The organism is Micromonospora purpureochromogenes, from assembly GCF_900091515.1.
GTDB lineage: Bacteria > Actinomycetota > Actinomycetes > Mycobacteriales > Micromonosporaceae > Micromonospora > Micromonospora purpureochromogenes.
In genome coordinates this window covers 2,871,980-2,892,765 of sequence record NZ_LT607410.1, presented here as the reverse complement: position 1 = coordinate 2,892,765, position 20,786 = coordinate 2,871,980, and the positions used below count along the sequence as shown (strand labels likewise).

15 protein-coding genes and 2 pseudogenes are annotated in these 20,786 nt (G+C 69.6%); 11 read left to right on the top strand and 6 right to left on the bottom strand.

Features of this window, described 5'->3' with window-relative positions:
* Window positions 1–319: 319 nt before the first annotated feature.
* On the bottom strand, window positions 320–5,776 hold the full coding sequence (locus GA0074696_RS13395) for an ATP-binding protein (RefSeq protein ID WP_088961412.1): 5,457 nt from the start codon (window positions 5,774–5,776) through the stop codon (window positions 320–322).
* Window positions 5,777–6,107: 331 nt separating this feature from the next.
* Here GA0074696_RS13395 and GA0074696_RS32575 point away from each other — a divergent pair, with 331 nt between their 5' ends.
* On the top strand, window positions 6,108–6,770 hold the full coding sequence (locus tag GA0074696_RS32575; protein WP_088961411.1) for a recombinase family protein: 663 nt from the start codon (window positions 6,108–6,110) through the stop codon (window positions 6,768–6,770).
* A gap of 434 nt (window positions 6,771–7,204) precedes the next feature.
* On the opposite strand, the gene GA0074696_RS13385 is transcribed toward GA0074696_RS32575, so the two are convergent.
* On the bottom strand, window positions 7,205–8,041 hold the full coding sequence (locus GA0074696_RS13385; RefSeq protein WP_157745867.1) for an IS5 family transposase: 837 nt from the start codon (window positions 8,039–8,041) through the stop codon (window positions 7,205–7,207).
* Window positions 8,042–9,242: 1,201 nt separating this feature from the next.
* Window positions 9,243–9,443 (bottom strand): annotated as a pseudogene (locus tag GA0074696_RS31795) (hypothetical protein); the annotation flags it as partial.
* Window positions 9,444–9,635: 192 nt separating this feature from the next.
* Here GA0074696_RS31795 and GA0074696_RS13375 point away from each other — a divergent pair.
* From GA0074696_RS13375 to GA0074696_RS32570, 4 genes and pseudogenes are all read left to right on the top strand, one after another.
* Window positions 9,636–10,541: a ferritin-like domain-containing protein gene (locus tag GA0074696_RS13375; RefSeq protein ID WP_197700837.1), complete on the top strand. Its 906-nt coding sequence runs from the start codon at window positions 9,636–9,638 to the stop codon at window positions 10,539–10,541.
* Between the two features lie 228 nt (window positions 10,542–10,769).
* The gene (locus tag GA0074696_RS13370) at window positions 10,770–11,030 is read left to right on the top strand and encodes a hypothetical protein (RefSeq protein WP_197700836.1); all 261 of its coding nucleotides are present in this window, start codon (window positions 10,770–10,772) and stop codon (window positions 11,028–11,030) included.
* Window positions 11,011–12,315: an Nramp family divalent metal transporter gene (locus GA0074696_RS13365; RefSeq protein ID WP_088961409.1), complete on the top strand. Its 1,305-nt coding sequence runs from the start codon at window positions 11,011–11,013 to the stop codon at window positions 12,313–12,315. Before GA0074696_RS13370 ends, GA0074696_RS13365 begins: the two co-directional genes overlap by 20 nt.
* A pseudogene (locus tag GA0074696_RS32570) lies at window positions 12,276–12,509 on the top strand (IS3 family transposase); the annotation flags it as partial. The gene GA0074696_RS13365 and the pseudogene GA0074696_RS32570, both read left to right, overlap by 40 nt.
* Before the next feature lie 57 nt (window positions 12,510–12,566).
* Here the strand turns inward: GA0074696_RS32570 and GA0074696_RS13355 are convergent.
* The gene (locus GA0074696_RS13355; protein ID WP_088961408.1) at window positions 12,567–13,199 is read right to left on the bottom strand and encodes a TetR/AcrR family transcriptional regulator; all 633 of its coding nucleotides are present in this window, start codon (window positions 13,197–13,199) and stop codon (window positions 12,567–12,569) included.
* Between the two features lie 91 nt (window positions 13,200–13,290).
* Between GA0074696_RS13355 and GA0074696_RS13350 the strand changes: the two genes are divergently transcribed.
* The 4 genes from GA0074696_RS13350 to GA0074696_RS31360 all read left to right on the top strand — a co-directional run bounded on the left by GA0074696_RS13350 (window position 13,291) and on the right by GA0074696_RS31360 (window position 17,014).
* The gene (locus GA0074696_RS13350; RefSeq protein WP_088961407.1) at window positions 13,291–13,767 is read left to right on the top strand and encodes a peroxiredoxin family protein; all 477 of its coding nucleotides are present in this window, start codon (window positions 13,291–13,293) and stop codon (window positions 13,765–13,767) included.
* A gap of 374 nt (window positions 13,768–14,141) precedes the next feature.
* Entirely contained in the window at window positions 14,142–15,602 is a 1,461-nt protein-coding gene (locus GA0074696_RS13345; RefSeq protein ID WP_088961406.1) for an MFS transporter, read from the top strand.
* Window positions 15,595–16,170, top strand: coding sequence for a TetR/AcrR family transcriptional regulator (locus tag GA0074696_RS13340; protein ID WP_088961405.1), 576 nt, complete (start codon window positions 15,595–15,597; stop codon window positions 16,168–16,170). The genes GA0074696_RS13345 and GA0074696_RS13340 overlap by 8 nt, the downstream gene beginning before the upstream one ends.
* 139 nt (window positions 16,171–16,309) lie before the next feature.
* A complete protein-coding gene (locus tag GA0074696_RS31360; protein ID WP_197700835.1) occupies window positions 16,310–17,014 on the top strand; it encodes an MFS transporter in 705 nt (234 codons plus the stop codon).
* 45 nt (window positions 17,015–17,059) lie between these two features.
* Here the strand turns inward: GA0074696_RS31360 and GA0074696_RS13325 are convergent, their stop codons facing one another.
* Both GA0074696_RS13325 and GA0074696_RS30750 read right to left on the bottom strand, forming a co-directional pair.
* The gene (locus tag GA0074696_RS13325; RefSeq protein ID WP_088961403.1) at window positions 17,060–17,977 is read right to left on the bottom strand and encodes an NADP-dependent oxidoreductase; all 918 of its coding nucleotides are present in this window, start codon (window positions 17,975–17,977) and stop codon (window positions 17,060–17,062) included.
* A 216-nt stretch (window positions 17,978–18,193) separates the two neighbouring features.
* Window positions 18,194–18,373 carry a hypothetical protein gene (locus GA0074696_RS30750; protein WP_157745883.1) on the bottom strand — a complete coding sequence of 60 codons (180 nt, stop codon included), beginning with the start codon at window positions 18,371–18,373 and terminating at the stop codon, window positions 18,194–18,196.
* 745 nt (window positions 18,374–19,118) lie between these two features.
* Between GA0074696_RS30750 and msrA the strand changes: the two genes are divergently transcribed.
* On the top strand, window positions 19,119–19,625 hold the full coding sequence (gene msrA, locus GA0074696_RS13315) for a peptide-methionine (S)-S-oxide reductase MsrA (protein WP_088961402.1): 507 nt from the start codon (window positions 19,119–19,121) through the stop codon (window positions 19,623–19,625).
* 418 nt (window positions 19,626–20,043) lie between these two features.
* Window positions 20,044–20,700 carry a TetR/AcrR family transcriptional regulator gene (locus GA0074696_RS13310; protein WP_088961401.1) on the top strand — a complete coding sequence of 219 codons (657 nt, stop codon included), beginning with the start codon at window positions 20,044–20,046 and terminating at the stop codon, window positions 20,698–20,700.
* Window positions 20,701–20,786 lie beyond the last annotated feature (86 nt).

Below are 20,786 nucleotides of genomic sequence, written 5' to 3'. Positions count from 1 at the left end.
CAGGTCGGCGACGGTCAGCGGTGTCCGCCGAAATCCGCTACCGCGCCGCCCTCGACGCCGGAGCGGACCCCGCGGTGGTAATCAACTGGATCTCTCAGACCCAGGCCGAACGCGCTCGCGCTGAAGCCGATCTCTTCGCAGTCGGGAGACAGCCCGCGCCGGATGAGCCGAGCCGCGCCACTACCGTCATCGGCACCACACCAGAGCAACGAGACTGTCCTCCACCTCCCTGCTGCAGGCGGTCAACCGCGGGCGGCGGAGACGTCACCCCGGCGGGAGACCGGGGACTCCCTGGTGGAAGTCCCCGGCCGGGCAGGGATCAAAGCAGGCGCGACTCGATGGCGTCGATGATGCGCGGACGCAGCTCGGCGGCGCGGATGACGGCGTCCACCGAGCCGACCTCGACGGCGCGCTGGATGTTGTGCACGCGGTCGAACTCCGTGGCAACTTCGCCGAGCTTCTCCGCGCGCACCGAGGAGCGCAGCTCGTCGAGTTCCGCGGTCAACGCGGCGCGTGCGGTGCCGGCCGCGGCCGCAGCGCGGGCCTCCAGGTCCCGCACCCGGGGGTCGGCCGCCGTGCGGGCGTTGACGTCGGCGGAGAACACCACCGCGGCGGCGGGGGCGCCGCCGAGGACCGAGGCGTACGAGCCTTCCAGCGCGAGGACCGTCATGTTCGGGTTCAGCGCCTTCGAGAACACCACGAACGCGCCGCCGTGGTACCGCGAGATCACGCAGAAGACGATGGGCCCGCGGAAGTTCACGATCGCCCGGCCGATCTCGGCGCCGTACTCCAACTGCAGCTTGCGCATCGACTCCGGTGAGCCGTCGAAGCCCGACAGGTTCGCCAGCACCACCAGCGGCCGGTTGCCGCTGGCCGCGTTGATCGCCCGCGCCGCCTTCTTCGACGACCGCGGGAACAGCGTGCCCGCCGTGTAGGTGTCCGGGCCGTCGGTGGGCGGGAAGCCGCGCCGTGGCACGGCTCGTGACTCGATGCCGAGCAGGCACACCGGGATGCCGCCGAGGTGTACGTCCTGCACCACCGCAGTCTCCGCGTCGGCCATGCCCGCCCAGCGCTCCAGCACCGGGTGGTCCTGGTCGGAGAGCGCCCGCATCACGGTCCGGATGTCGAACGGCTTCTTGCGTTCCGGGTTGGCCTCCGCGGAGAAGATCTGGCCGACGGTGGTGAAGTCGCTGCCGGCCACGGCATGCGGGAAGTCGGAGATGTCACGATCGAGCGGGTCGGTGGTGGTCGCCCGACGCGGCGCCTCCTCGCCGGGCGCGACGTACGTGTGGTCGTAGTGCGACATCAGCACGTCCCGCGCGGCGGTCAGGTTCGGCGCCCAGTACTGCGCCTGCCCGTTCGGTCCCATCACCCGGTCGTAGCCGCCGATGCCGAAGTTGTCCTCGGCGGACACCCCACCGGAGAAGTCGAGCGACTGCTTGCCGGTGAGCACCATCGCCGATTCCGGCGTCATCACGAGGACGCCCCGGGTGTGCATGAGCATCGTCGCCTCGGCGTTCCAGTACGGCTGCGCGCCCACGTTGATGCCCGCGACGACGATGTTGATCTCACCGCCGGCCTGGGTGAACTCGACGATCCGCTTGAGCGCCGCGGCCACCCAGTCCATGTTCTCGGTGCCCGAGGTCATGGAGATCCGGGCCCCGGCGGACAGCGCCCACCACTCCAGCGGCAACCGCATCCGCTCCGCCAGGTTCAGCGCGGCGATCACGCGCCGGCACTCCGGCTCCGACAGGGCGCCCAGCGACTTCGTCGGGTCGCCGAGCAGCACGACCCGGGCGACACCCTGCGGATGCCGCGCGGTCGGCGTGGTGACCACCCCGGCGACGATGGCGGCGCTGTTGCGCCCCCTCGGCCGGTCCACCGGCACCAGCGCGTGGTGGTCGTCGAGGTCGTGCTCGACGAAGTCCCCGAGCAGGCCGGTCAGCTCGTACGGGTACACCGTGTTGCGGCTGCTCGCGCGCAGCACCTTCAGCCGGTACTCGTCGAGCGGCTCGACGGGCTCGACCGGCGGTTCGCCGACGGTCAGCTCGGCGCCGCCCGCGGCGTCGAAGAAGATCCGTACGGCAATCTTGGTCAGCTCGCCGGTCCGGCGGTCGCGCTGCCGCGCGATGAACAGGATCTCCTCCAGCCCGGCGCCCGCCGTCGTCGGGCGCACGCGCCCGGCGATCATCTCCATCTCCTCGCGGGTGAGTTCACTCGGCGGCCAGACGTAGACCACAATCCGGTTGGTGGTGAAGCGCGTCTTCGACGGTCGGCGCGACTGGGCGCGGCGGATCGAGTCGAGGCAGGCGGCGATGGCGTCCTCGGTGGTCGGCAGCGCGACCAGCCGACCGTCCTGCTCGCGCAGCTCGGTCAGGTCCCGCACCTGGGCGAACGCGACGAGGCGCTCGTCGGACGGGTTCTCCCGCGCCACGCACTGGAAGAGGTAGACCTCCTCGTCCGACGACGACAGCCGGGTCAGGTCGAACTTGTGCAACCGCTCCAGCTGCATCCGCTGCGCGATGTACGGGTGCAGGCCGCGGATCAGCCGGTCCTCGGTGATCCCCGTACCCGACGGGCGGAAGGTGAAGTGGTGGTGCATCACCGCGCCGCCGCGACCCGCGACGGTGGTGGTGAGCCGGCGGACCCGCGGCAGCGGGTGCGCGGTGATGACCTCCAGCAGCGCGGCAGCCATCGCGTCGAAGTCCTCCGGCTGGTCCTCCCAGCCGAGGTAGATGTCGGCGTCGACGGCGTCCTCGTCGCCGGCCAGCTCGGCGAGCCCGCGCAGCGCGCTGCCCAGCGCGTCGAAGCGCACCGCGGTGGAGACCACGCTGGAGTCCGCGCGCTCGGCGACCACGAACCGGCAGCCGGCGACCGCGCGGGCACGCACGCTGGTGAGCGCCTTGTTGCCGTAGTACCGCCGGGTCAGCACCTCCAGCATGACCGTGTTGTCGAGGTGGTCGCGCACGAGCCGCTGGCCGAGCAGCCGGACCAGCGGCTCGGTGCTGCGTACCATCTCGGCGATGCGCTCGGCGCGGTCCGGCGCGTCCGGGTGCGCGTCCAGCTGACGAAGGTGGCCCCGGACCTGGGCGTAAACGCGGGCGCGGTTGCGGCGCAGCAGCGGCTGGGCGAACCAGGCGAACACCACGCCGCGGGCGAGGTCGGCGACCACCGGGAAGCGGACCTGCGTCGCGGCCACCAGCCGCTCCAGCGCGAGGCCGGCGGGCTCGCGCAGCGTCTCGTCCGGCGGCGGCTCCCGCAGCCACGCGCGCAGCAGCGTCGCGACGACCGTGGCGTCGGCGGACGCCCGTTGCTGGGCGAGGAAGATCCGGAACACGGCGGCTTCGAGCTCGGCAGAGCGCTCCAGGTCGGTGACCCCGTAGTGCCCGAGCGCCTTGGCGAGCCTGGCCTGGAACGAACCGGGCAGGCCGGCCCGTTCGATGTCGAGGCTCTGCAGGTATGTGTGGAAGTACTCGCGGGCGCTGTAGACGTGGCCGTCGCCGTCCTCGCCCGTCGGCCGGTTGCGGCTCAGCTCGGTGAGGTCGGCGAACACGGTGACCAGGTCGAGCTCCTCGGCCAGGGGCCGGTGGCCGTCCTCGGTGGCCGCCCGCCGCGCGGTGAGGTAATCGTCGAGCACTCGACGGTCGTCGTGCGGGTCGACGTCGAAGCCGAGCAGTAGGCCGCGCAGGTCCTCCTGGCCGCGCCTGCTGCGCCGGTACGCCGGAACGTCCTGGGACGCGGCGGGCAGGTCCAGCTCGACGGGAACGGCGGCCGGGCCGCTCGCGGTCTCGGCGGCCCCGTCGGTGAGTGGCTCCAGCCGCAGCAGCGGCGCACCGGCCTCCACCTGGCTGCCCACGGCGACGGCGCACTCCTTCAGCCGCGCCCGGAACGGCGCCCGCAGCACCGTCTCCATCTTCATGGCTTCGAGCACCAGCACCGGCGCGCCCGCCTCGACCTCGTCGCCGGCCTGCAGTGGCGTGGCGACGACCAGCGCGGGCATGGGGGAACGGACGACGCCGCCCTCGTCGCGGCTGACCCGGTGCGTCACGCCGTCCACCTCGACCAGGTGGGTGGGCCCGTGGGTGCCGGTGAGCAGGCGGTACCGGGAGCCGTTGACGACGATGTGGCCGGTGTGCCGGTCGAAGCGGTCGAGCTCGACATCGGCGGTGCGTACGGCGGAGCCCGCTTCGATGCCGACGCGGAACCGGTGCGCGCCGACCCGCGCCACGCGCATGCGGTAGGTGACGCCGCGCAGTTTGAGGTCGAGCGGCCGGCCGCTGCGGTGCTGCACCTGCGGGCGCCCGCCGGACGCCGTCGACAGCAGCCGCTGCCGCTCGACGCGCTCCTCCTCCTCGTACGCCTCGATGGCGGCGGCGGCCAGCGCGACCGCGGAGTGCCGGTGCGCGACGAGCCTGCCCTCGCCTCGGACGCGGTCGATCCAGCCGGTGTCCGCGCTGGCGTCGATCACTTCGGGCTGGTCGAGCAGGTCGAGGACGAAGCTCTTGTTCGTCGCCCCACCCTCGATGATCACCGTGGTGTTCGCCATCGCCCGGCGCAGCTTGCCGAGCGCCTCGTGGCGGTCGCGGCCGTACGCGATGATCTTGGCGATCATCGAGTCGAAGTCGGCCGGGATGGTGTCACCCTCGCTGACGCCGGTGTCCACCCGGATCCCCGGGCCGGTGGGCAGGTCCAGCCGCGCGATACGACCCGGCGACGGCGCGAAGTCGCGGTCGGGGTCCTCGGCGTTCAGCCGGGCCTCGATGGCGTGCCCGCGCTCCGCCGGCGGCTCGCCGTCGAGTCGCCCACCGGAGGCGACGTGCAGCTGCGCCTTGACGAGATCGAACCCGGTGGTCAACTCGGTGATCGGGTGCTCGACCTGCAGGCGGGTGTTGACCTCGAGGAACGCGAACACCCCGTCGCCGGGGTGGTACAGGAACTCGACGGTCGCCGCGCCGCGGTAACCGACCGCCACGGCCAGCCGTTCGGCCGACGCCTTGAGCTCGGCTGCCTGCGCCGGGCTGAGCACCGGCGACGCCGACTCCTCGATGACCTTCTGGTTGCGTCGCTGCACCGAGCAGTCGCGGACACCGAGCGCCCACGCGGTGCCCTGCCCGTCGGCGATCACCTGGACCTCGACGTGCCGGGCCCCGGTGACCAGGCGCTCCAGGAACACGACGCCGCTGCCGAACGCCCGCGCCGCCTCCTGACTGGTGCGCTCGTACGCGTCGGCGAGCTCGTCCTCGTTCCTGATCACGCGGATGCCGCGCCCGCCACCGCCCGCGGTCGCCTTCAGCATCAGCGGGTAGCCGATCTCGGCCGCCGCCGCCCGGGCGGCATCCACAGTCCCGACGGCACCGCGGCTCCACGGCGCGACCGGCACACCGACCTCCTCGGCGATCAGCTTCGCGCCGATCTTGTCGCCGAGCTGGCGCATGGCCTCCGCGCTCGGCCCGACGAAGGTGACCCCGATCTTCTCGCACAGCTCCGCGAACGCCGGATCCTCGGCGACGAAACCCCAGCCGACCCACGCGGCGTCGGCCCCGGTCTCCGTCAGCGCGCGCTCCAGCGCCACCAGATTGAGGTACGGGCGGGCGGACGCCGGACCGAGATCGTAGGCGATGTCCGCCGCACGCACGAAGGTCGCGGTGCGGTCGACGTCGGTGTACAGGGCGACGGTCTCGATCGGGACGCCGGTCTCCGCAGCCAACTCTCGGACCGCGTGGATGAGCCGCATGGCAGCCTCACCACGGTTGACGATGGCGACACGGTTGAACACCCGATTGACCCCTTTTGGTAGACCCATGGCGTGCGCCGCGAGACGACGGCTCCCGGCAGTGGTTACCCTTCCGCCTGCCGGCCGGGAGCGCCATGGCGCTATCACCGAACCACCCACCCGTCATTTGTAGGAAACCACCAAAAGTTTTTGGTCCCCGCACCGCCGGTTCGGCCCCTCGACCACGACCCGACGGCAATCGCCCCGGCCGCCCGTCGCCGCCGACGCCGGCGGCAATTGGCGCAAGCAAGCCGGCGACGCCCCCTCGTCCCCGCCCCAGACGGCTCAAGGCCCGGCCGGCGCTCGCCTCCAACGAGGGCGTCGCCGGCCGGAAGTGCGCGGTCAGGAGTTGCAGGGCCTGCACCTCGGCGGCCCGGTCCGCTTCGATCTTCGTGGCGAGGGCCTTGGCCTCGGCGGTGGAGCCGTTGGCTCGCTGGCGCTACAGCTCCACGCCTCTGCCTCGCCGTCACCGACTACCGCTCGACGGCCGGCCCTGACACCAACCAACACCGCCACCCAGACAGAGCGAACTGACGGTGGCGCGCTGGACGACCAGACCGCTCCGGTCGTGCGCCGAATCTTCGACGAGTTTCTCGCCCGCGACGGACTCTTCACCATCGCCGAAGGCCTTACCGCCAACCACGTGCCCTGCCCCTCGGCGCACGACCGCGCCCGCAGTCCGCACCGCAGCGGCATCGCCTGGTCCAAGAGCGCCGTCCGCGTCATCCTCACCAACCCCCGGTACACGGGGTTTGGAACAAGCAACGTACGGACGAAGTACTCCTCGACGTCGATGACGTCGCCATGGGCCACACCGGCGCCATGCGGTGGAACCCCCGCGACAAGTGGGTGGTCTCCAAGGAAATCACCCACCCATCGCTCATCGACGACGCGACCTTCGAAGAAGCGCAGGCTCTCCTCAGCCGGCGTCGGCAAAGAACCGACGGCGAAAGAACCAGGCAGCGCACCCGCAACCCGTACGTCTTCCGCGGCCTGATCTACTGCGCCGCCTGCGAGCGCACGCGTACTACCGCTACCGCTTCCCCCAGGAATACGCCCTCGTCAACCGGGTCGCGCACCCCCGCAACGTCTACCTGCGGGAGGACGCCCTCACCGATCCGCTCGACACCTGGCTGGCCTCCGCCTTCGCCCCGGACCGCATCGAACGAACGATCAGCGCTGTGGCTAACGCCAAGGCAACTGATGATCTACCCGGCCTCGGCACCGCAGCATGGGTCGTGTCCGAGGGGCCACACGAACTATTGCCCCACCGCCGATGACGATCGCCAAGACCTTGAGGCTCACACAAGTCCAGGTGCTCCGGTGACCTGGGGCTGTCTCGCTAACGGGGACCTCGATGTTGCCAACACCTGCACACAGAGAGGGGCCTTAGAGGGCGTCTGATTCACGTAATTTGTGAGTGATGCGCTTTTAGGTGTCTCGCCAGGTTGGGGTGGTTTCATTGGTGAGTCGTCTGGCGAGGTTGTCGATCATGGCGATGCGGATCATGTTGGCGGAGTTCCCGGGCAGGGCTTCGTAGTCGCGGGCCAAGCGCCGGTGGAGCATGATCCAGCCCAGGGTTCGTTCGACGACCCAACGGCGTTTGACCACGGAGAACCCTTTGACGTGTGGGTCTTTGGCGACGACCTCGACGTCGATGCCGAGGGTGGCGCCGTGTTCGATGACCTTGTTCTTGAAGCCGGCGTCGACCCAGGTTTTGGTGAGGGCTGGGTGGGTGGCTTTGGCCTGTTCCAGCAGGTCGATACCGATGGTGTTGTCGCTGGCGCTGGCGGCGGTGACGATGACGGCGAGGAGCAGGCCGAGGGTGTCGGTGACGATGCCGCGTTTGCGTCCGACGATCTTCTTGCCGGCGTCGATGCCCTGCGTGGCGGCAGATGCGTTGGTGGAGGTCTTCACGCTCTGGGTGTCGATGACGCAGGCCGACGGTTGCGTGGTGCGTCCGGCCCTGGCGCGGGCCAGTGCGGTGAGGTCGTAGTTGAGCTGGGTGAAGATGCCGTCGCCGGTCCAGGCGGTGAAGTAGCCGTAGACGGTCTGCCAGGGCGGGAAGTCATGCGGCAGGTAGCGCCAGGCGATGCCGGTGCGGTTGACGTAGAGGATGGCGTTGAAGATTTCCCGCAGGTCGTGGGTGGCGATACGTCCGCCGACGCCGGCGTCGGTGCGGGCCTGGCGCCAGGCGGTCAGCCGTGGCGCGATCAGCGCCCAGCGGGCGTCGGACAGGTCAGAGGGGTAGGCGGGTCGCTCGGCCATGCCGTAGGTCTACTGTGGACGAGGCGCGGTGGATCGCACCTGGAGTCCGACGATACGAGAGCTTTCCTGAACCAGACACGTTCTGCGGAACGAAGCTGGCATATCGATGCGGCATCAGCCGGGGCAAATGGTGTCCATAGCCATGAGTCGACCGCGCTGCTAACCTCGGCATCGGCGGGCCGAATGCCGTCAATCACATGCAGACAAGATTAAAACGCCCACTTAAGGCGTGTTTCATACGCCGGTCAGAGCCACTCGGGTCGATGGGCAGGGTCGGCGCCGCCGGCGACAACGCCGCCAGGGAATCGTTCGTCGGCCTGCTGCAGAACAACGTCCTTGATCGCCGAACCTGAACACCCTGCCCCTGCGGAGGAGGCGACACATCCGGAGCCGCAGCCTCAGCGTGTCGGCCTGGCTCTTCCGCCGCGCGCCCCGCAGTCGGCCCAGCTGCAGGCCCGTGTGGAAGAGAAAGATCACCACGGTGGGCACCGCCAGGTCGCCGAAACCGATGGCCCAGGGCGGTCAGCTGCCACACCTGGCCGCCCGACTGGCGGACCATCACGACCTGGAAGCCCTGCCCTACCGGACGCACGCACGCACGCACGCACGCAATAGCATCGCTCCTGGCCGCGTCGGTGAGGTCAATGCTGGGTTGCTAGCTCCGCCAAATTCCTTGAGTCCGCATTGCTCGGCATCGGTGCATTACTCAGCCCATGGCGCTATGTCGTGCAGGTGGGCGATGCCGCATGCCCCACCGCCGGATGTGCTCTCATGTTGGAGACGGCAAATTTGGTCACCTTGCCCACCTGGTGACGGAGTTTGTCAAAATCCACCACCACCGACCTTGCATCGAGTGTCCTGAGCGAACGGAGACGGTTGTGCAACCGATGTGGCTCGTGATGCTTTCGTGGGCTCTGCTCCTTGTGGGGTTGGCCAGCACTGCCGTTGTCATTGTTGACCAATTTGGGCTGGGATACCGCCAGCCGGTCAAGGTTATGGAGATGGTCTGGCCGGCAACCGCCACCTACCTTGGCCCAGCAGCCGTCCTGGTCTACTGGAAGTGGGGCAGACCCCAATCTCCACGGTGGTTGGACCGGCACGGCAGCCCGCCCAGGTGGTCGCGACGTGGGCTTACGACAATCAAAGCTTGCCATTGTGCTACGCACTGCACTCTGGGTGTCATCATTGCTACGCCCATCACCTACGGCATTGGCTTCAAAATGTTCGGCAGCGAACTCTGGTCCGAATTCGTCGGCGACTTCTTGGGTGCAGTGGCGATAGCGTTATCGATCAGGTACCGCCAGCGTCCGTCCGCGCCGCGGCGCACGACATCACTTGCCGAGCCTTCGAGGTGCACGTGCTCGCCGTCGGAACCTGTGCCATCTTCGGTTCCATCTGTCATCGCTCTTGGTTGGCCTGCGCCGTGGTGCGGCCATCCCCGCCGTGCACCTCCCGCGGGTGAAGGTTCGGGAAAGAAGCACGGCCGAGACAGCCACGCCCCTAGCGTGAGCGCCGACGGCAGTAGCGTGCGGCGCACCGGCGACATATCGATACCCGGCGTGTCGTGAATCGAAACGGGGGTCGACTTTCGATGGTGAAGAAGTTCATCAAAGAGGCGGTGTCGCGCAGCGCGGAGTCGGATGACGATCGACGGAAGCTCGCGTCGATGACGGACCCGACGAACCCCGGCGCGCAATCGCCGGACGGCTCTGGGCCGAGTGACGCGACGGTCCTGAACTTCGCCCTCAACCTCGAATACCTCGAAGCCGAGTTCTACCTGCGCGCCACCACGGGGCAGGGACTGCCCGACGAGATGACCACCGGTACCGGCACCCGGGGTGAGGTGACCGGTGGGGGCATGGTCAACTTCAGCAACTCGGTAGTGCGCAAGTTCGCACGGGAGATCGCGTCGGACGAGCAGCAGCATGTGGCCTTCCTGCGGTCCGCCCTCGGGGAGCACGCCGTTTCCCGTCCGGCGATCTCTCTTGACACGAGCTTCACCGCAGCGGCCACCGCGGCCGGGCTCATCAAGTCGGGCGAAATATTCGACCCGTACGCCAACGATCTCAACTTCCTGTTCGCCGCGTTCCTGTTCGAGGACGTCGGCGTCTCCGCGTTCAAAGGAGCGGCACCGCTGCTGTCCAACAAGACGTACCTGGACGCTGCCGCGGGTATGCTCGCCACGGAGGCGTACCACGCCGGGATCGTCCGCCACGCGCTCTACAACGAAGGCATGATCGACGATGCCGTCTTCGCGGGCGTGCAGAAGCTCTCCGACGCCCGCAACAGTCTCGACGGACCGGTCGACGACGACCAGGGTATCGGCACCAGCGCCGAGGCGAACCTTATTCCTAACGACGCCAACGGCATCACCTACGGCCGCTCGGCCCAGTCGGTCCTGAATATCGTGTACCTCAACGCGAGCCCGGCGAACTCCGGCGGCTTCTATCCCTCCGGCCTCAACGGCGACATCACGATGAGCGGCGGGGCCCCCAGCTAGTCACCTGGCCATCGCCGCGGTCCCGGCGCGCACTGCGGCACGTGTTCCCAGGCCCGTACCGGACGGGCCCGTGCGCCCAGCACACGGCCAGCGCCAGACTCCACCTCAGCGGCACCGGATCGCCGCCGTCACCGCCGGGCAACGACCAGGATAGAAAGCACATGATGCACCTCGAACTCCACCCGATCCACCGACGGGTTCGACGCGCCGCAGGGCAGCTTCGGCACAGTGATCGAGATGGGTGTCGTCGACCCACCGCCGGTGGCACGCGCGGCGCTGCAGAACGGCGCCTCGGTGGCCGGCCTGCTGCCGACCACGAACACGCTGGTCGTTCGAGAGCAGACACCGTGGGATGGCAGCCCGTCGCCGATGACCCAGTTCGGGCCGCTGGACGAGGGGCTGCGACAGCCGTCGCCGGACTCCCGTACGCCGCAGTCGCTCGGGCTCGGGCCGTCGGTCCGGGTGAGGCATGGGCCCCGTAATCGGTGACGGCCGATCACCGGCCGTCACCGAGCCCGCCGCACCCGTCACCGAGCTGAGCGATCTGCAGCTGCTGCGCTCCCGCGGGCGGCTGCGCGGGGTGCTGGCGCTGCTCGGTCCGGCGTTCGTGGCAGCGGTTGCGTACATCGACCCCGGCAACTTCGCCACCAACTTCACCGCCGGCGCGAGGTTCGGGTACACGCTGGCCTGGGTGATCGTGGTGGCCAACCTCATGGCCATGCTGGTGCAGTACCTGTCGGCCAAGGCTGGCGTGGCGACCGGGCGTGACCTGCCGGAGCTGTGCCGCGAGCACCTGCCGCGCCCGGTCTCCCGGGGCCTGTGGGTCCAGGCAGAGGTGATCGCGATGGCGACCGACCTGGCCGAGTTCGTCGGCGCGGCGGTCGGGCTGAATCTGCTGTTCGGCGTACCGCTGTTCCCGGCCGGGCTGATCACCGCGGTCGTCGCGTTCGGGATCCTCGGCCTGGAGCAGCGCGGCTACCGGCGCTTCGAGCTTGCCATCGTCGGGCTGCTCTGCATCGTGGTTCTCGGTTTCCTCTATGACCTGGCCGTGGTCGGCGCCGACCCGGTCGGTGTCGCCGACGGGATGGTTCCCGGGCTCGCCGGCAACGACAGCCTGCTGCTCGTGGCGGGCATCATCGGCGCGACCGTGATGCCGCACGTGGTGTACCTGCACTCCGCCTTGACGAAGGCCCGGGTGGCCTGCCGGGATGACGCCGAGCGCCACGAGCTGCTGCGCTTCCAGCGGCTCGACGTGGTTGTCGGGCTCGGCGCGGCCGGTGTGATCAACCTGTCCATGCTGGTGATCGCGGCCTCGCTGTTCAACCGCACCGGCCATGCCGACGTCGACTCGATCGAGGCCGCCCACGCCGGGCTCGGCCACCTCGTCGGTGGCGGCGCGGCCCTCGCGTTCGCCGTGGCCCTGCTCGCCTCCGGACTGTCGTCGTCGAGCGTGGGCACCTACGCCGGGCAGGTCGTCATGCAGGGCTTCATCCGCCGGCGCATCCCGCTGTTCGTCCGGCGCGGGCTGACAATGCTCCCGGCACTGCTGGTGCTGGGGTTGGGCCTGCCGGCCACGGACAGCCTGGTCGTCTCGCAGGTGGTCCTGTCGTTCGGCATCCCCTTCGCTCTGGTCCCGTTGCTGTTGCTCACCCGCCGCGCGGACATCATGGGCTCGTTCGTCAACAGCCGGGCCACCACGGCGGCGGCAGGTGGCATCGCCGCAGTGATCATCGTATTGAACGTGTACCTGCTGTACGTCACGGTCCTCGGCTAGCCCCAGGGCCAGACCTTCGGCCAGCCCGCTCCCGGTCGGGGTCACAGCGCCGCCTCGGCCTGCTGTCCAACGATCACGAGATTTGGCAGGCGTCGAGGTGTACCTACGGCGTGGACCGGGTGCACCGGCAGCTACGCCGTGACGGCATCAGCGTGGACGGCGCGCGGGTCGAGCGGTTGATGGCGTCCCAGGGTTGGCAGGTGCGTTCCTGCGTCGCGGCTGGCGCGGCTGCCCGGGATGGCCGCCGTCCGTCATCCGCGGCGCCGTCCGCTGGGCGTGAGGGTGTTGATGTGCGCGATGGCCATGTCAAGGGCCCGGGCCAGCGGTCGGGCGGTCCGCCGGGTCTTGGCCAGGAGCAGGCCGCCCTGCAGGGCGGCGATGGGCGCCTCGGCGAGGGCCGCGGGATCCGCCTCGGACACCAGTTGCCCGTTGGCCCGCATCGCGGCCAGCCCATCGGCCAGCCGCGCCGCCCACCGCCGGAAGGAGGAATCGAGGACACCACGGGTGTTCTCGTTCCGGTCGGCCAACTCGTTGGCCAACGAACCGAGCGGGCACCCCCCGACCCGGCCAGCGGCCTCCTGGGTCGCGACGACCAGATCCCGCCAGCGCCGGAGACCCTCGATCGAGTCGAGGTCGTCCAGTTGGGCGCGCTGAGCCTCCAGAATGCGGCCGGTCTGTCGGTCGATCACCGCCCGCAGCAGGTCGTCCTTGTCGGCGAAGTAGTGGTAGAGCTGCGATTTGCTGACCGCCGCCTCGGCCATGACCTCGTCCAGGCTGGTTCCGGCGGCGCCCTGGCGGAAAACGAGGGTGGCTGTCACCTCGATGATCCGCTCCCGGGTCCGGGCACCGCGGGCGGTCAGCCCGGTGGACCTCGTCGCTGTCATGTCCGTCACGACGGCTTAACTGGACTTGTCGGTCCAGTTTTCGTGGCGTTGACTCAATGTGATCGTGAACCGGCTGACAAGGAGACGCAACATGGCTCGACTCGACAACGGCCAGACCTTTCCGACCCTCGAGGTGCCCCGTACCGGCGGGGGCACCCTCCGGCTACCCGATGAGTTCGCCGGGCATTACGGCGTCGTACTGATCTACCGGGGCTCCTGGTGCCCCTACTGCACCGCTCAGCTCGCGGCGTTCCAGCGCGCCACCGACACTCTCACTGCACTCGACGTCCGGGTCGCCGCGCTCTCCGTCGACGATGAACCCACCACCAGGGCGCTGGTCGACAAGCACCACCTCGCGTTCCCCGTCGGCCACAGCGCGGACGCCGAGCAGGTCGCCGCCCTGACCGGCGCGTACCTCAACGACGACCGCCGTCACCTGCAGTCGACCGGCTTCGTCCTCGGCCCGGACGGCTCCGTACTCAACGCCGTCTACTCCAGCGGGGCCATCGGCCGCCTCGTACCGGAGGATGTAGCCGGGCTGGTGCGCTTCCTGCGCTCCCGCGCCTGACCTCATGGCCCGGCCGCGCCGGCCATGCTGGGGTGCTCGCACAGACGCCCCATCAATGGCCGGGTACGCGGTGGACACCAGCCGCCGGAACCGCCACCCGTGGAAGCAGCGGGGTCGCCCTGCTCGCCTTCAGCGCCCGCCTCCCCACCGATTGCGTCTGACCTCAGCCGTCAGCCGCAATCGGGACTTGCCGTCAGATTGGTTGAGACGGGCCGGCGGCGGCACCGACCCGGCGGCCATGGGAGTGACCTTGACCACCGGCTGCCGCTGGTCGCCCGCCCGGCGTCTACCGTAGTCATCAAGCGATGACATCAGTTGATGACATGCGCGCCGGACGCGGGTCGCCGTACCCGGCGGTGAGGAGCAGGGCCAGCATGACGGTGGTACAGGAGAAGCCGCCCACGTATCAACGGCGCTCGACACGCGGTCTGGTCCCCACACTGATCTTCCTGGGCACCGTGGTCGCGGTGGTGAGCAGCCTCGGCGCGCCGCTCATCCCGAAGATCGCCGCGGCCGACGGCGTATCGGTGACCGACGCCCAGTGGTCTCTGACGATCACGCTACTGGTCGGGGCGATCGCGACGCCGATCATGGGCCGGCTCGGCGACGGTCCCGCACGGCGCACGGTGATGCTCGCAGGGCTCGTACTCGTCACGGCGGGTTGCGCGCTGGCCGCGCTGCCGACTGGGTTTGCCGCCCTGCTCGTCGGCCGGGGTTTGCAGGGCGCCGGTCTGGGCCTCACACCGCTGGCGATCGCGACGGCCCGCGACTCGCTGCCGCCGCAGCGCGCACGACCCACCATGGCCATGCTCTCCATCACCACGGTGGCCGGCGTCGGCCTCGGGTACCCGGTCACCGGACTGATCGCCGAGTACGGCGGGCTGCATCTGGCGTACTGGTTCGGGGCGGTGGTCAGTCTGGTCGCGCTGCTCACCGCGGGGTGGATCGTGCCGTCATCGCGTCACCTGCCCAGGGTCCGGCTCGACGTACCCGGTGCGGTTCTCCTCGGCGCCGGACTGGCGGCCCTGATCCTGTTCATCAGCGAGGGCGATGCCTGGGGTTGGTTCTCGCCGCGCTCGGTGGTGGCTATCGTCGTCGCGGTGGTGACGACGGCAACCTGGGCCGGGTACGAACTGCGCCACCAGCGGCCGCTGGTGGACCTGCGGCTGTTACGCCACCGCGGGGTACTGGCGGCGGACGTCGCCGCGGTGCTCGCCGGGCTCGGCATGTACCTGCTGATCTCCCTCGTGGTGCAGTTCGTGCAGACCCCTGTCGGTACGGCCGACGGGCTCGGCGGCTCAGTCGTCGTCGCGGGTCTCGTGCTGCTGCCGTTCTCCGCCGGCAGCTTCGCGGCTAGCCGGATCACGCCGGTAGTGGTCTCCCGCGGTGGCGAGCGGCTGCTGATCCCGGCCGCGTCCGCGCTCGCGCTCGCGGGCATGGTGCTGTTTGGGCTCCTCCGGCACACCATCGGGGAACTGGTGGTCGTGATGGCCGTGGTCGGGCTGGCGGTCGGTACGGTGTTCGCGGTCATGCCCGGCATGATCACTCGAGCCGTGCCGGCTCAGGCGACCGGCAGCGCGATGAGCTTCAACCAGGTGCTGCGCTACGTCGGCTACTCCACCGGCAGCGCGCTGAGCGCCGAGATGCTGGCCGTGCACACCCCGAGCTGGCAGCCGTACCCGTCCGCCTCCGGGTACACCGCCGCGGCCTTCCTCGGGGTGGCCCTGTGGCTGATGAGTCTGGCCGCCGGCGCACTGCTCCCGGCCTGGCACCAGCCAGCGGGCCGAGCGCGCCGGTGTCTCACAAACCGAGCGGCGAGGAGTCGGCATGAGTGACTCGCGCGGCGGCGCGGCCTCCCCGCGGCGGCGCCGGGACGCGGACGGTACCCGGGCCGCGCTACTGAAAGCCGGAGCCGAGCTGTTCGCCGAGCGGGGCTACGACCACGCCACCACCAGGGACATCGGGGAGCGGGCCGGAGTGGACGCCGCCATGATCGCCCGCTACTTCGGCGGCAAGGCGCAGTTGTACATCGCCGTGCTGCGCGAGGAGATGGGTGACGACGTCCCCGTGGACATCCTCGACCCGGCCCGCATGCGGCACCTCGTCGACCGTGCCGTCCGCCGTGGACCCAGCCCGATCTACCGGGTCGCGATCCGGCCACACGACGATCCGCGGGCGCAGGCCGCGTCGCGGGCGGAGCTGCACAGGCGGATCGTCGGCCCGCTGACTGCCAGGCTGGCTGCCGACGGGGTGGACCGGCCGCAGGAGAAGGCGGAGGTACTCACCGCTGCGTTCATCGGCGTGCTCACCGCCCGGGCCTCTGGCGCATTCGACCGGCTGCCGGACCTCAGCGCCGACGATCTGACCTCGCTGCTGCTGGAGCTGCTGCCACCGCAGCACTGACCCCTGCCTCCCCGTGGGTCCGCGATGGACGCCCCGAAGAAGGGCGGCCGTGGTTGATGCTCGCCGGAGGACGTGCCAGCGAGCCCATCATCGTGGTGAGCAGGACTCCGCCTGCCAGCCAGCCCGTGATCGCCGGAAGATGGACCCGGGCCGCGACGCCGATCGGCCGGCGCGGCTGCCAGATCGCCCGGAAGGTCCCCGCCCCGCTGCGCAGCAGGGCACTGCCGACGTCGCAGCGGGCGGCCAGCCGTACCGCCACGCCGCCCAGGGCTACGCCGGCACGCGCGAGAAGGGCGAGCACCCACCATCGTTGGTGCCCGAGGCGCGCACGGGCAGCGCCATGGGGCTGCTCGGCACCATGTCGGCCGTAGGCAGGGCACTGGGACCGTCGGTCGGCGGTGTCCTGGCCGAGGCCCTCGGCTGGCAGGCCGTCTTCCTCGCCGATCTACCACTGGAAGTAGGGGCCGGGGTAGGCCTTCACGAACTAGGTGAGCACAGGTCGAGTCACGGATCTCACCAGCGGGCGCGACCACGTGCGCGCCGGCGGGGCCACGCTCTCGCCGAATCCGCTGGTGGTCTCCCCCGCGGGCCCGGGCTGCGGACGCGTAGGGGCACGTCCGCAGCCCGCCGGCGTGATCCCGGCGTTACGTTTCGAGGATCTGTTGCGGCCGGCCATGATGTCGACGTCGGCGATGGCGCCGGTCATCCAGCTCGACTTGTCCGGCAGCAGGAACGACACCGCGTTCGTGATGTCCTTCGGGCGGCCGGGCGCTGGTTACGCCGGGTGCCCGCTCAGTCCGATGACGTCTTCAATACGAGTCGTCCGAACCTGCCACGCGGTTGACGCTGATCCACAAGGAGAGCGGGACCGCTCGCTGTCCCCGAGCCCTCAGGGACGAACGCGGATGATCGTCTTCCCGGTGATCCGCTTGGTCGGATTGAGAGCCGCGACGGCGTCGTCGAGGGTCGCGACGTTGCCGATGTTTGTCTGGAGTCGTCCGTCCCGCACCCGCCGGACGAGCTCACCGAGTTGAGCGCGATCGGGCAGGACGACGAAGTCGACCGCCAGGCCGTCGGCGGGCCGCGCCTCCGGCGGCCCGACGACGGACACCAGCGTTCCGCCGGCGCGAATCAGGCCTGCCGACCGCTTACCGATGTCGCCGCCGATGACATCGAACACGAGATCGACCCCGCCGACGTCTTCCAGGGCGTCGTTCTCCAGGTCGACGAACTCCTGCGCGCCGAAGCCGAGCGCCGCCTCACGGTCGGCAGTGCGCCCGGTGCCGATGACGTAGGCGCCGGCCTCGCGTGCGAGCTGCGTCACCATCGAACCGACTGCGCCGGCCGCGCCGTGTACGAGGACGCACTGCCCCGCCTGAAGGCGGCCGTGCTCGAACAGTCCCTGCCACGCGGTCAGTCCCGAGATCGGCAGGCTCGCGCCCACCGTGAAGTCGACGTCGCCGGGCAGCTGCGCGAGGTTGCGCGCCTCGACGGCCACATACTCGGCCAGGGTGCCGTCGCGGGTCCAGTCCGTGAGGCCGAACACCCGCTGTCCCACAGACAGGCCCGTCGTGCCGTACCCGAGAGCGCTAACCACCCCGGCCAGCTCGTGCCCAGGGATCGACGGCGTCCGGTCTCGGCCGAGGCGATCGGTCCAGGTCGAGGGCCACGACATCTCAGTCGGGACGAATCCCGACGCATGAACCTGAACGACGACGTCGTTCAGCGCCGGTACCGGCTCGGGCCGCTCCACCAGCGTCATCCCGGCCGTTCCCGCAGCCTGGTCCGTCACCACAATCGCCTTCATCCGGCGCCTCCCTGTATCCAGTCCTCGTTTGTACGGTCACGAGGTGCAAATGTCGTTTCACCAGCATTAGCGGCGCCGCCTCGGTCTCTACCACGTTGATCGGTAGCGGTTGTGGCGCGAGGGCGTCGAGGAACGAGCGCGAGAGCGAAGTCGTCGGTAAGGCGCCGCCGGGGTCGCGGCCCCCGCTGGCGCGATCCTGGCGTCACGTTTCGAGGGTCAGTTGCGGCCGGGCATGATGCCGCCGTCGACGTCGAGAGTGCGCCGGTCATCCAGCTGGTCTCGGCCCGTGATCACGACGGTGCCTCCCGCGGCGACGACCTGGTGGGCCGTGGCGAGGCCCATGCCGCTGCTGCCGCCAACGACCGCGACCTTTCGGCCCTCGCAACTCTCAGTCATGACAGTTGTCTCTCCCCACCGAATCGCGATTCATGTTCGCAGCACCGGCACCCGGTTCCCGGGCAGTGGCGCGACGTCCGCAGAACTCGGCGCCGGTGGGTAAGTCGGACAGTCGTCGCTATCGGAGGCACCCAGTCAGGCATCCTGAACCTAGCCGCAGTAGAACTGGTCCGTCAAGTCCACTCTTGGTTCAAGCGGGTGCTACCGTGGCGGCGGTTTATCCCAGGCCGCCTGCCGTAACGAGGGCACCCAACCAGCTGCTTGCGGGAATCTTACTGGACTCGTTAGTCCAGATACGGTGGGGCCGCGGGAATACCACCGGCCGTAGGGTATCTGTACATTCGGGCATCCAGGTGCGTTTCACCTCGTTACCCAGCTTCGCGCGCCGAAAGGCCGGGAAGGGAGAGCGGTGCCTCAGCAGACCCAGTACCACAAAGAACCAGGAAGCCGTTTCGCGGCTCGACCCGGAGCAGTACCGCGTGACCCAGCAGGACGCCACCGAGCGCCCGTTCGCCAACGCGACGACTCCGGCCACGGGACGAGCCCGGACTGAGGCCCTCTCGCTGCACGGGGACAGCCACCTCGGCCACGTCTTCAACGACGGCCCCCCGACAAGGGTGGACTGCGCTACTGCAGCAACTCCGCGTCGGTGCGGTTCAGCCACCTCGACGCCCTGGAGAACGCAGGGTATGGCGAATACCGCACCATGTTCACGAGTGACACCAACGACAAGTAAGGAGGCGTTGTGACCACCGAAAAGGCGATCCTCGCCGGCGGCTGCTTCTGGGGCATGGAGGAGCTGTTCCGCCAACAGCCCGGCGTCGTGTCCACGCGCGTCGGCTACAGCGGCGGCGACGTCCCGAACGCCACCTACCGCAACCACGGCACCCACGCGGAGTCCATCGAGGTCGTCTACGACACCGGGAAGACCGACTTCCGCGCGCTGCTCGAGTTCTTCTTCCAGATCCACGACCCCTCAACGAAAAACCGCCAGGGCAACGACATCGGCACCAGCTACCGCTCGGCGATCTTCTACACCAGCGACGAGCAGAAGCGGGTCGCCGAGGACACGATCGCCGACGTCGACGCCTCGGGCCTGTGGCCCGGCAAGGTCGTCACCGAGGTCACCTCCGCAGGCGACTTCTGGGAAGCTGAGCCCGAGCACCAGAACTACCTGAGGACCTACCCCGACGGTTACACCTGCCATTTCCCCCGCCCCGGGTGGAAGCTCCCGAAGCGGGCGACCGCCTGACACCTCCGGCGCGCGGACCCCCGGTCCGCGCGCCGGCCCGGGGCCGAGGTGGTCGCCTGGACGAGGAGCCAGCCGGATGGGTGCAGGCTCTCTCCGAGACCGGCGCCGAGCGCGACGCGGCATTCGATCGGCTGCACGGACTGCTGGCGCGCGTGGGTTGCGGGAGGTGCGCCGGGGTGCGACGGGCTCCCCGGTGCCCGGGCCCGCGCTGACGGACGTGTTGCTGCCACAGCGAGGACCAGATAGTCCCGGGAGACTCGCCCTATCGATGATCTCCCGGACGCAGCACCCCGCTCAATCAAGCTGGCGGCGCATGCGTTCGCCCTTCGCCATCACGCGAATGCGACATAACGCCGACTGGACTCCAAGGCCCCATCGCCCGTGGGTAATCTGGCGCGCCGCTGGATACACTTGACCGATGGGCGACGAGCAGGTGGCTGCGCCGTCGAGGCAGCGGAGGATCAGTCAACGGGGCATCGCGACGCGAGAGCGGATCCTCGAGGCGGCAAACCGGCTGATGTTCGTGCGGGGAGTGAACGCGACAACCCTTGACGACGTCCGCGAGGCAAGCCAGACGAGCAAGTCTCAGCTTTACCACCACTTCGCCGACAAGCAGGAGCTCGTGCGCGCGTTGGTCAAGTATCGAGGCGCGCTGGTGCTTCAGCGTGAGCGCGGCGGGCTCGAACGGCTGAGATCGTTCTCCGGGCTGGTCCGGTGGCGTAACGCGCTGGTCCAGGCCAACTCGCTGAACAACGGCAGATACGGGTGCGGCCTCGGGTCGATGGCTGTCGAGCTGTCCGATCAGGATGAGCAGGCTCGATCGATGCTGTTGGAAACGTTCGCGGCATGGGAAAAGCTGATCAGTGAGGGTCTGCACCGGATGCGGGACAGCGGTGCACTACGCCAGGACGCCGACCCGGAGAAGTTGGCCACGGGGTTGATGGCAGCTTTGCAAGGCGGCTACTTGCTGGCGAACGCCGCGCACAACGTCGCGCCCATGGAAGTTGCGCTGGACATGGCGCTGGAGCACATCAAATCGTTCCTCACGGAGCCGTCCGGCGAGCCGACCCGTTAACTGAGATCCGATGCCCCCACCGGGGCTCGTCGCGACCCATGCGCGACCCCTGCGCGGCGCGCGCACACCAGTGCCGCCGTGTCGGC

Bases quoted from the DNA above. Each gene is read 5' to 3' on its own strand.
- GA0074696_RS13350 (WP_088961407.1), top strand. From the start codon at position 13,291: ATGGCTCGACTCGACAACGGCCAGACCTTTCCGACCCTCGAGGTGCCC.
- GA0074696_RS13340 (WP_088961405.1), top strand. From the start codon at position 15,595: ATGAGTGACTCGCGCGGCGGCGCGGCCTCCCCGCGGCGGCGCCGGGAC.
- GA0074696_RS13310 (WP_088961401.1), top strand. From the start codon at position 20,044: ATGGGCGACGAGCAGGTGGCTGCGCCGTCGAGGCAGCGGAGGATCAGT.
- GA0074696_RS30750 (WP_157745883.1), bottom strand. From the start codon at position 18,373: ATGACTGAGAGTTGCGAGGGCCGAAAGGTCGCGGTCGTTGGCGGCAGC.
- GA0074696_RS13365 (WP_088961409.1), top strand. From the start codon at position 11,011: ATGGGCCCCGTAATCGGTGACGGCCGATCACCGGCCGTCACCGAGCCC.
- GA0074696_RS31360 (WP_197700835.1), top strand. From the start codon at position 16,310: ATGGACCCGGGCCGCGACGCCGATCGGCCGGCGCGGCTGCCAGATCGC.
- GA0074696_RS13355 (WP_088961408.1), bottom strand. From the start codon at position 13,199: ATGACAGCGACGAGGTCCACCGGGCTGACCGCCCGCGGTGCCCGGACC.
- GA0074696_RS13325 (WP_088961403.1), bottom strand. From the start codon at position 17,977: ATGAAGGCGATTGTGGTGACGGACCAGGCTGCGGGAACGGCCGGGATG.
- GA0074696_RS13345 (WP_088961406.1), top strand. From the start codon at position 14,142: ATGACGGTGGTACAGGAGAAGCCGCCCACGTATCAACGGCGCTCGACA.
- GA0074696_RS13385 (WP_157745867.1), bottom strand. From the start codon at position 8,041: ATGGCCGAGCGACCCGCCTACCCCTCTGACCTGTCCGACGCCCGCTGG.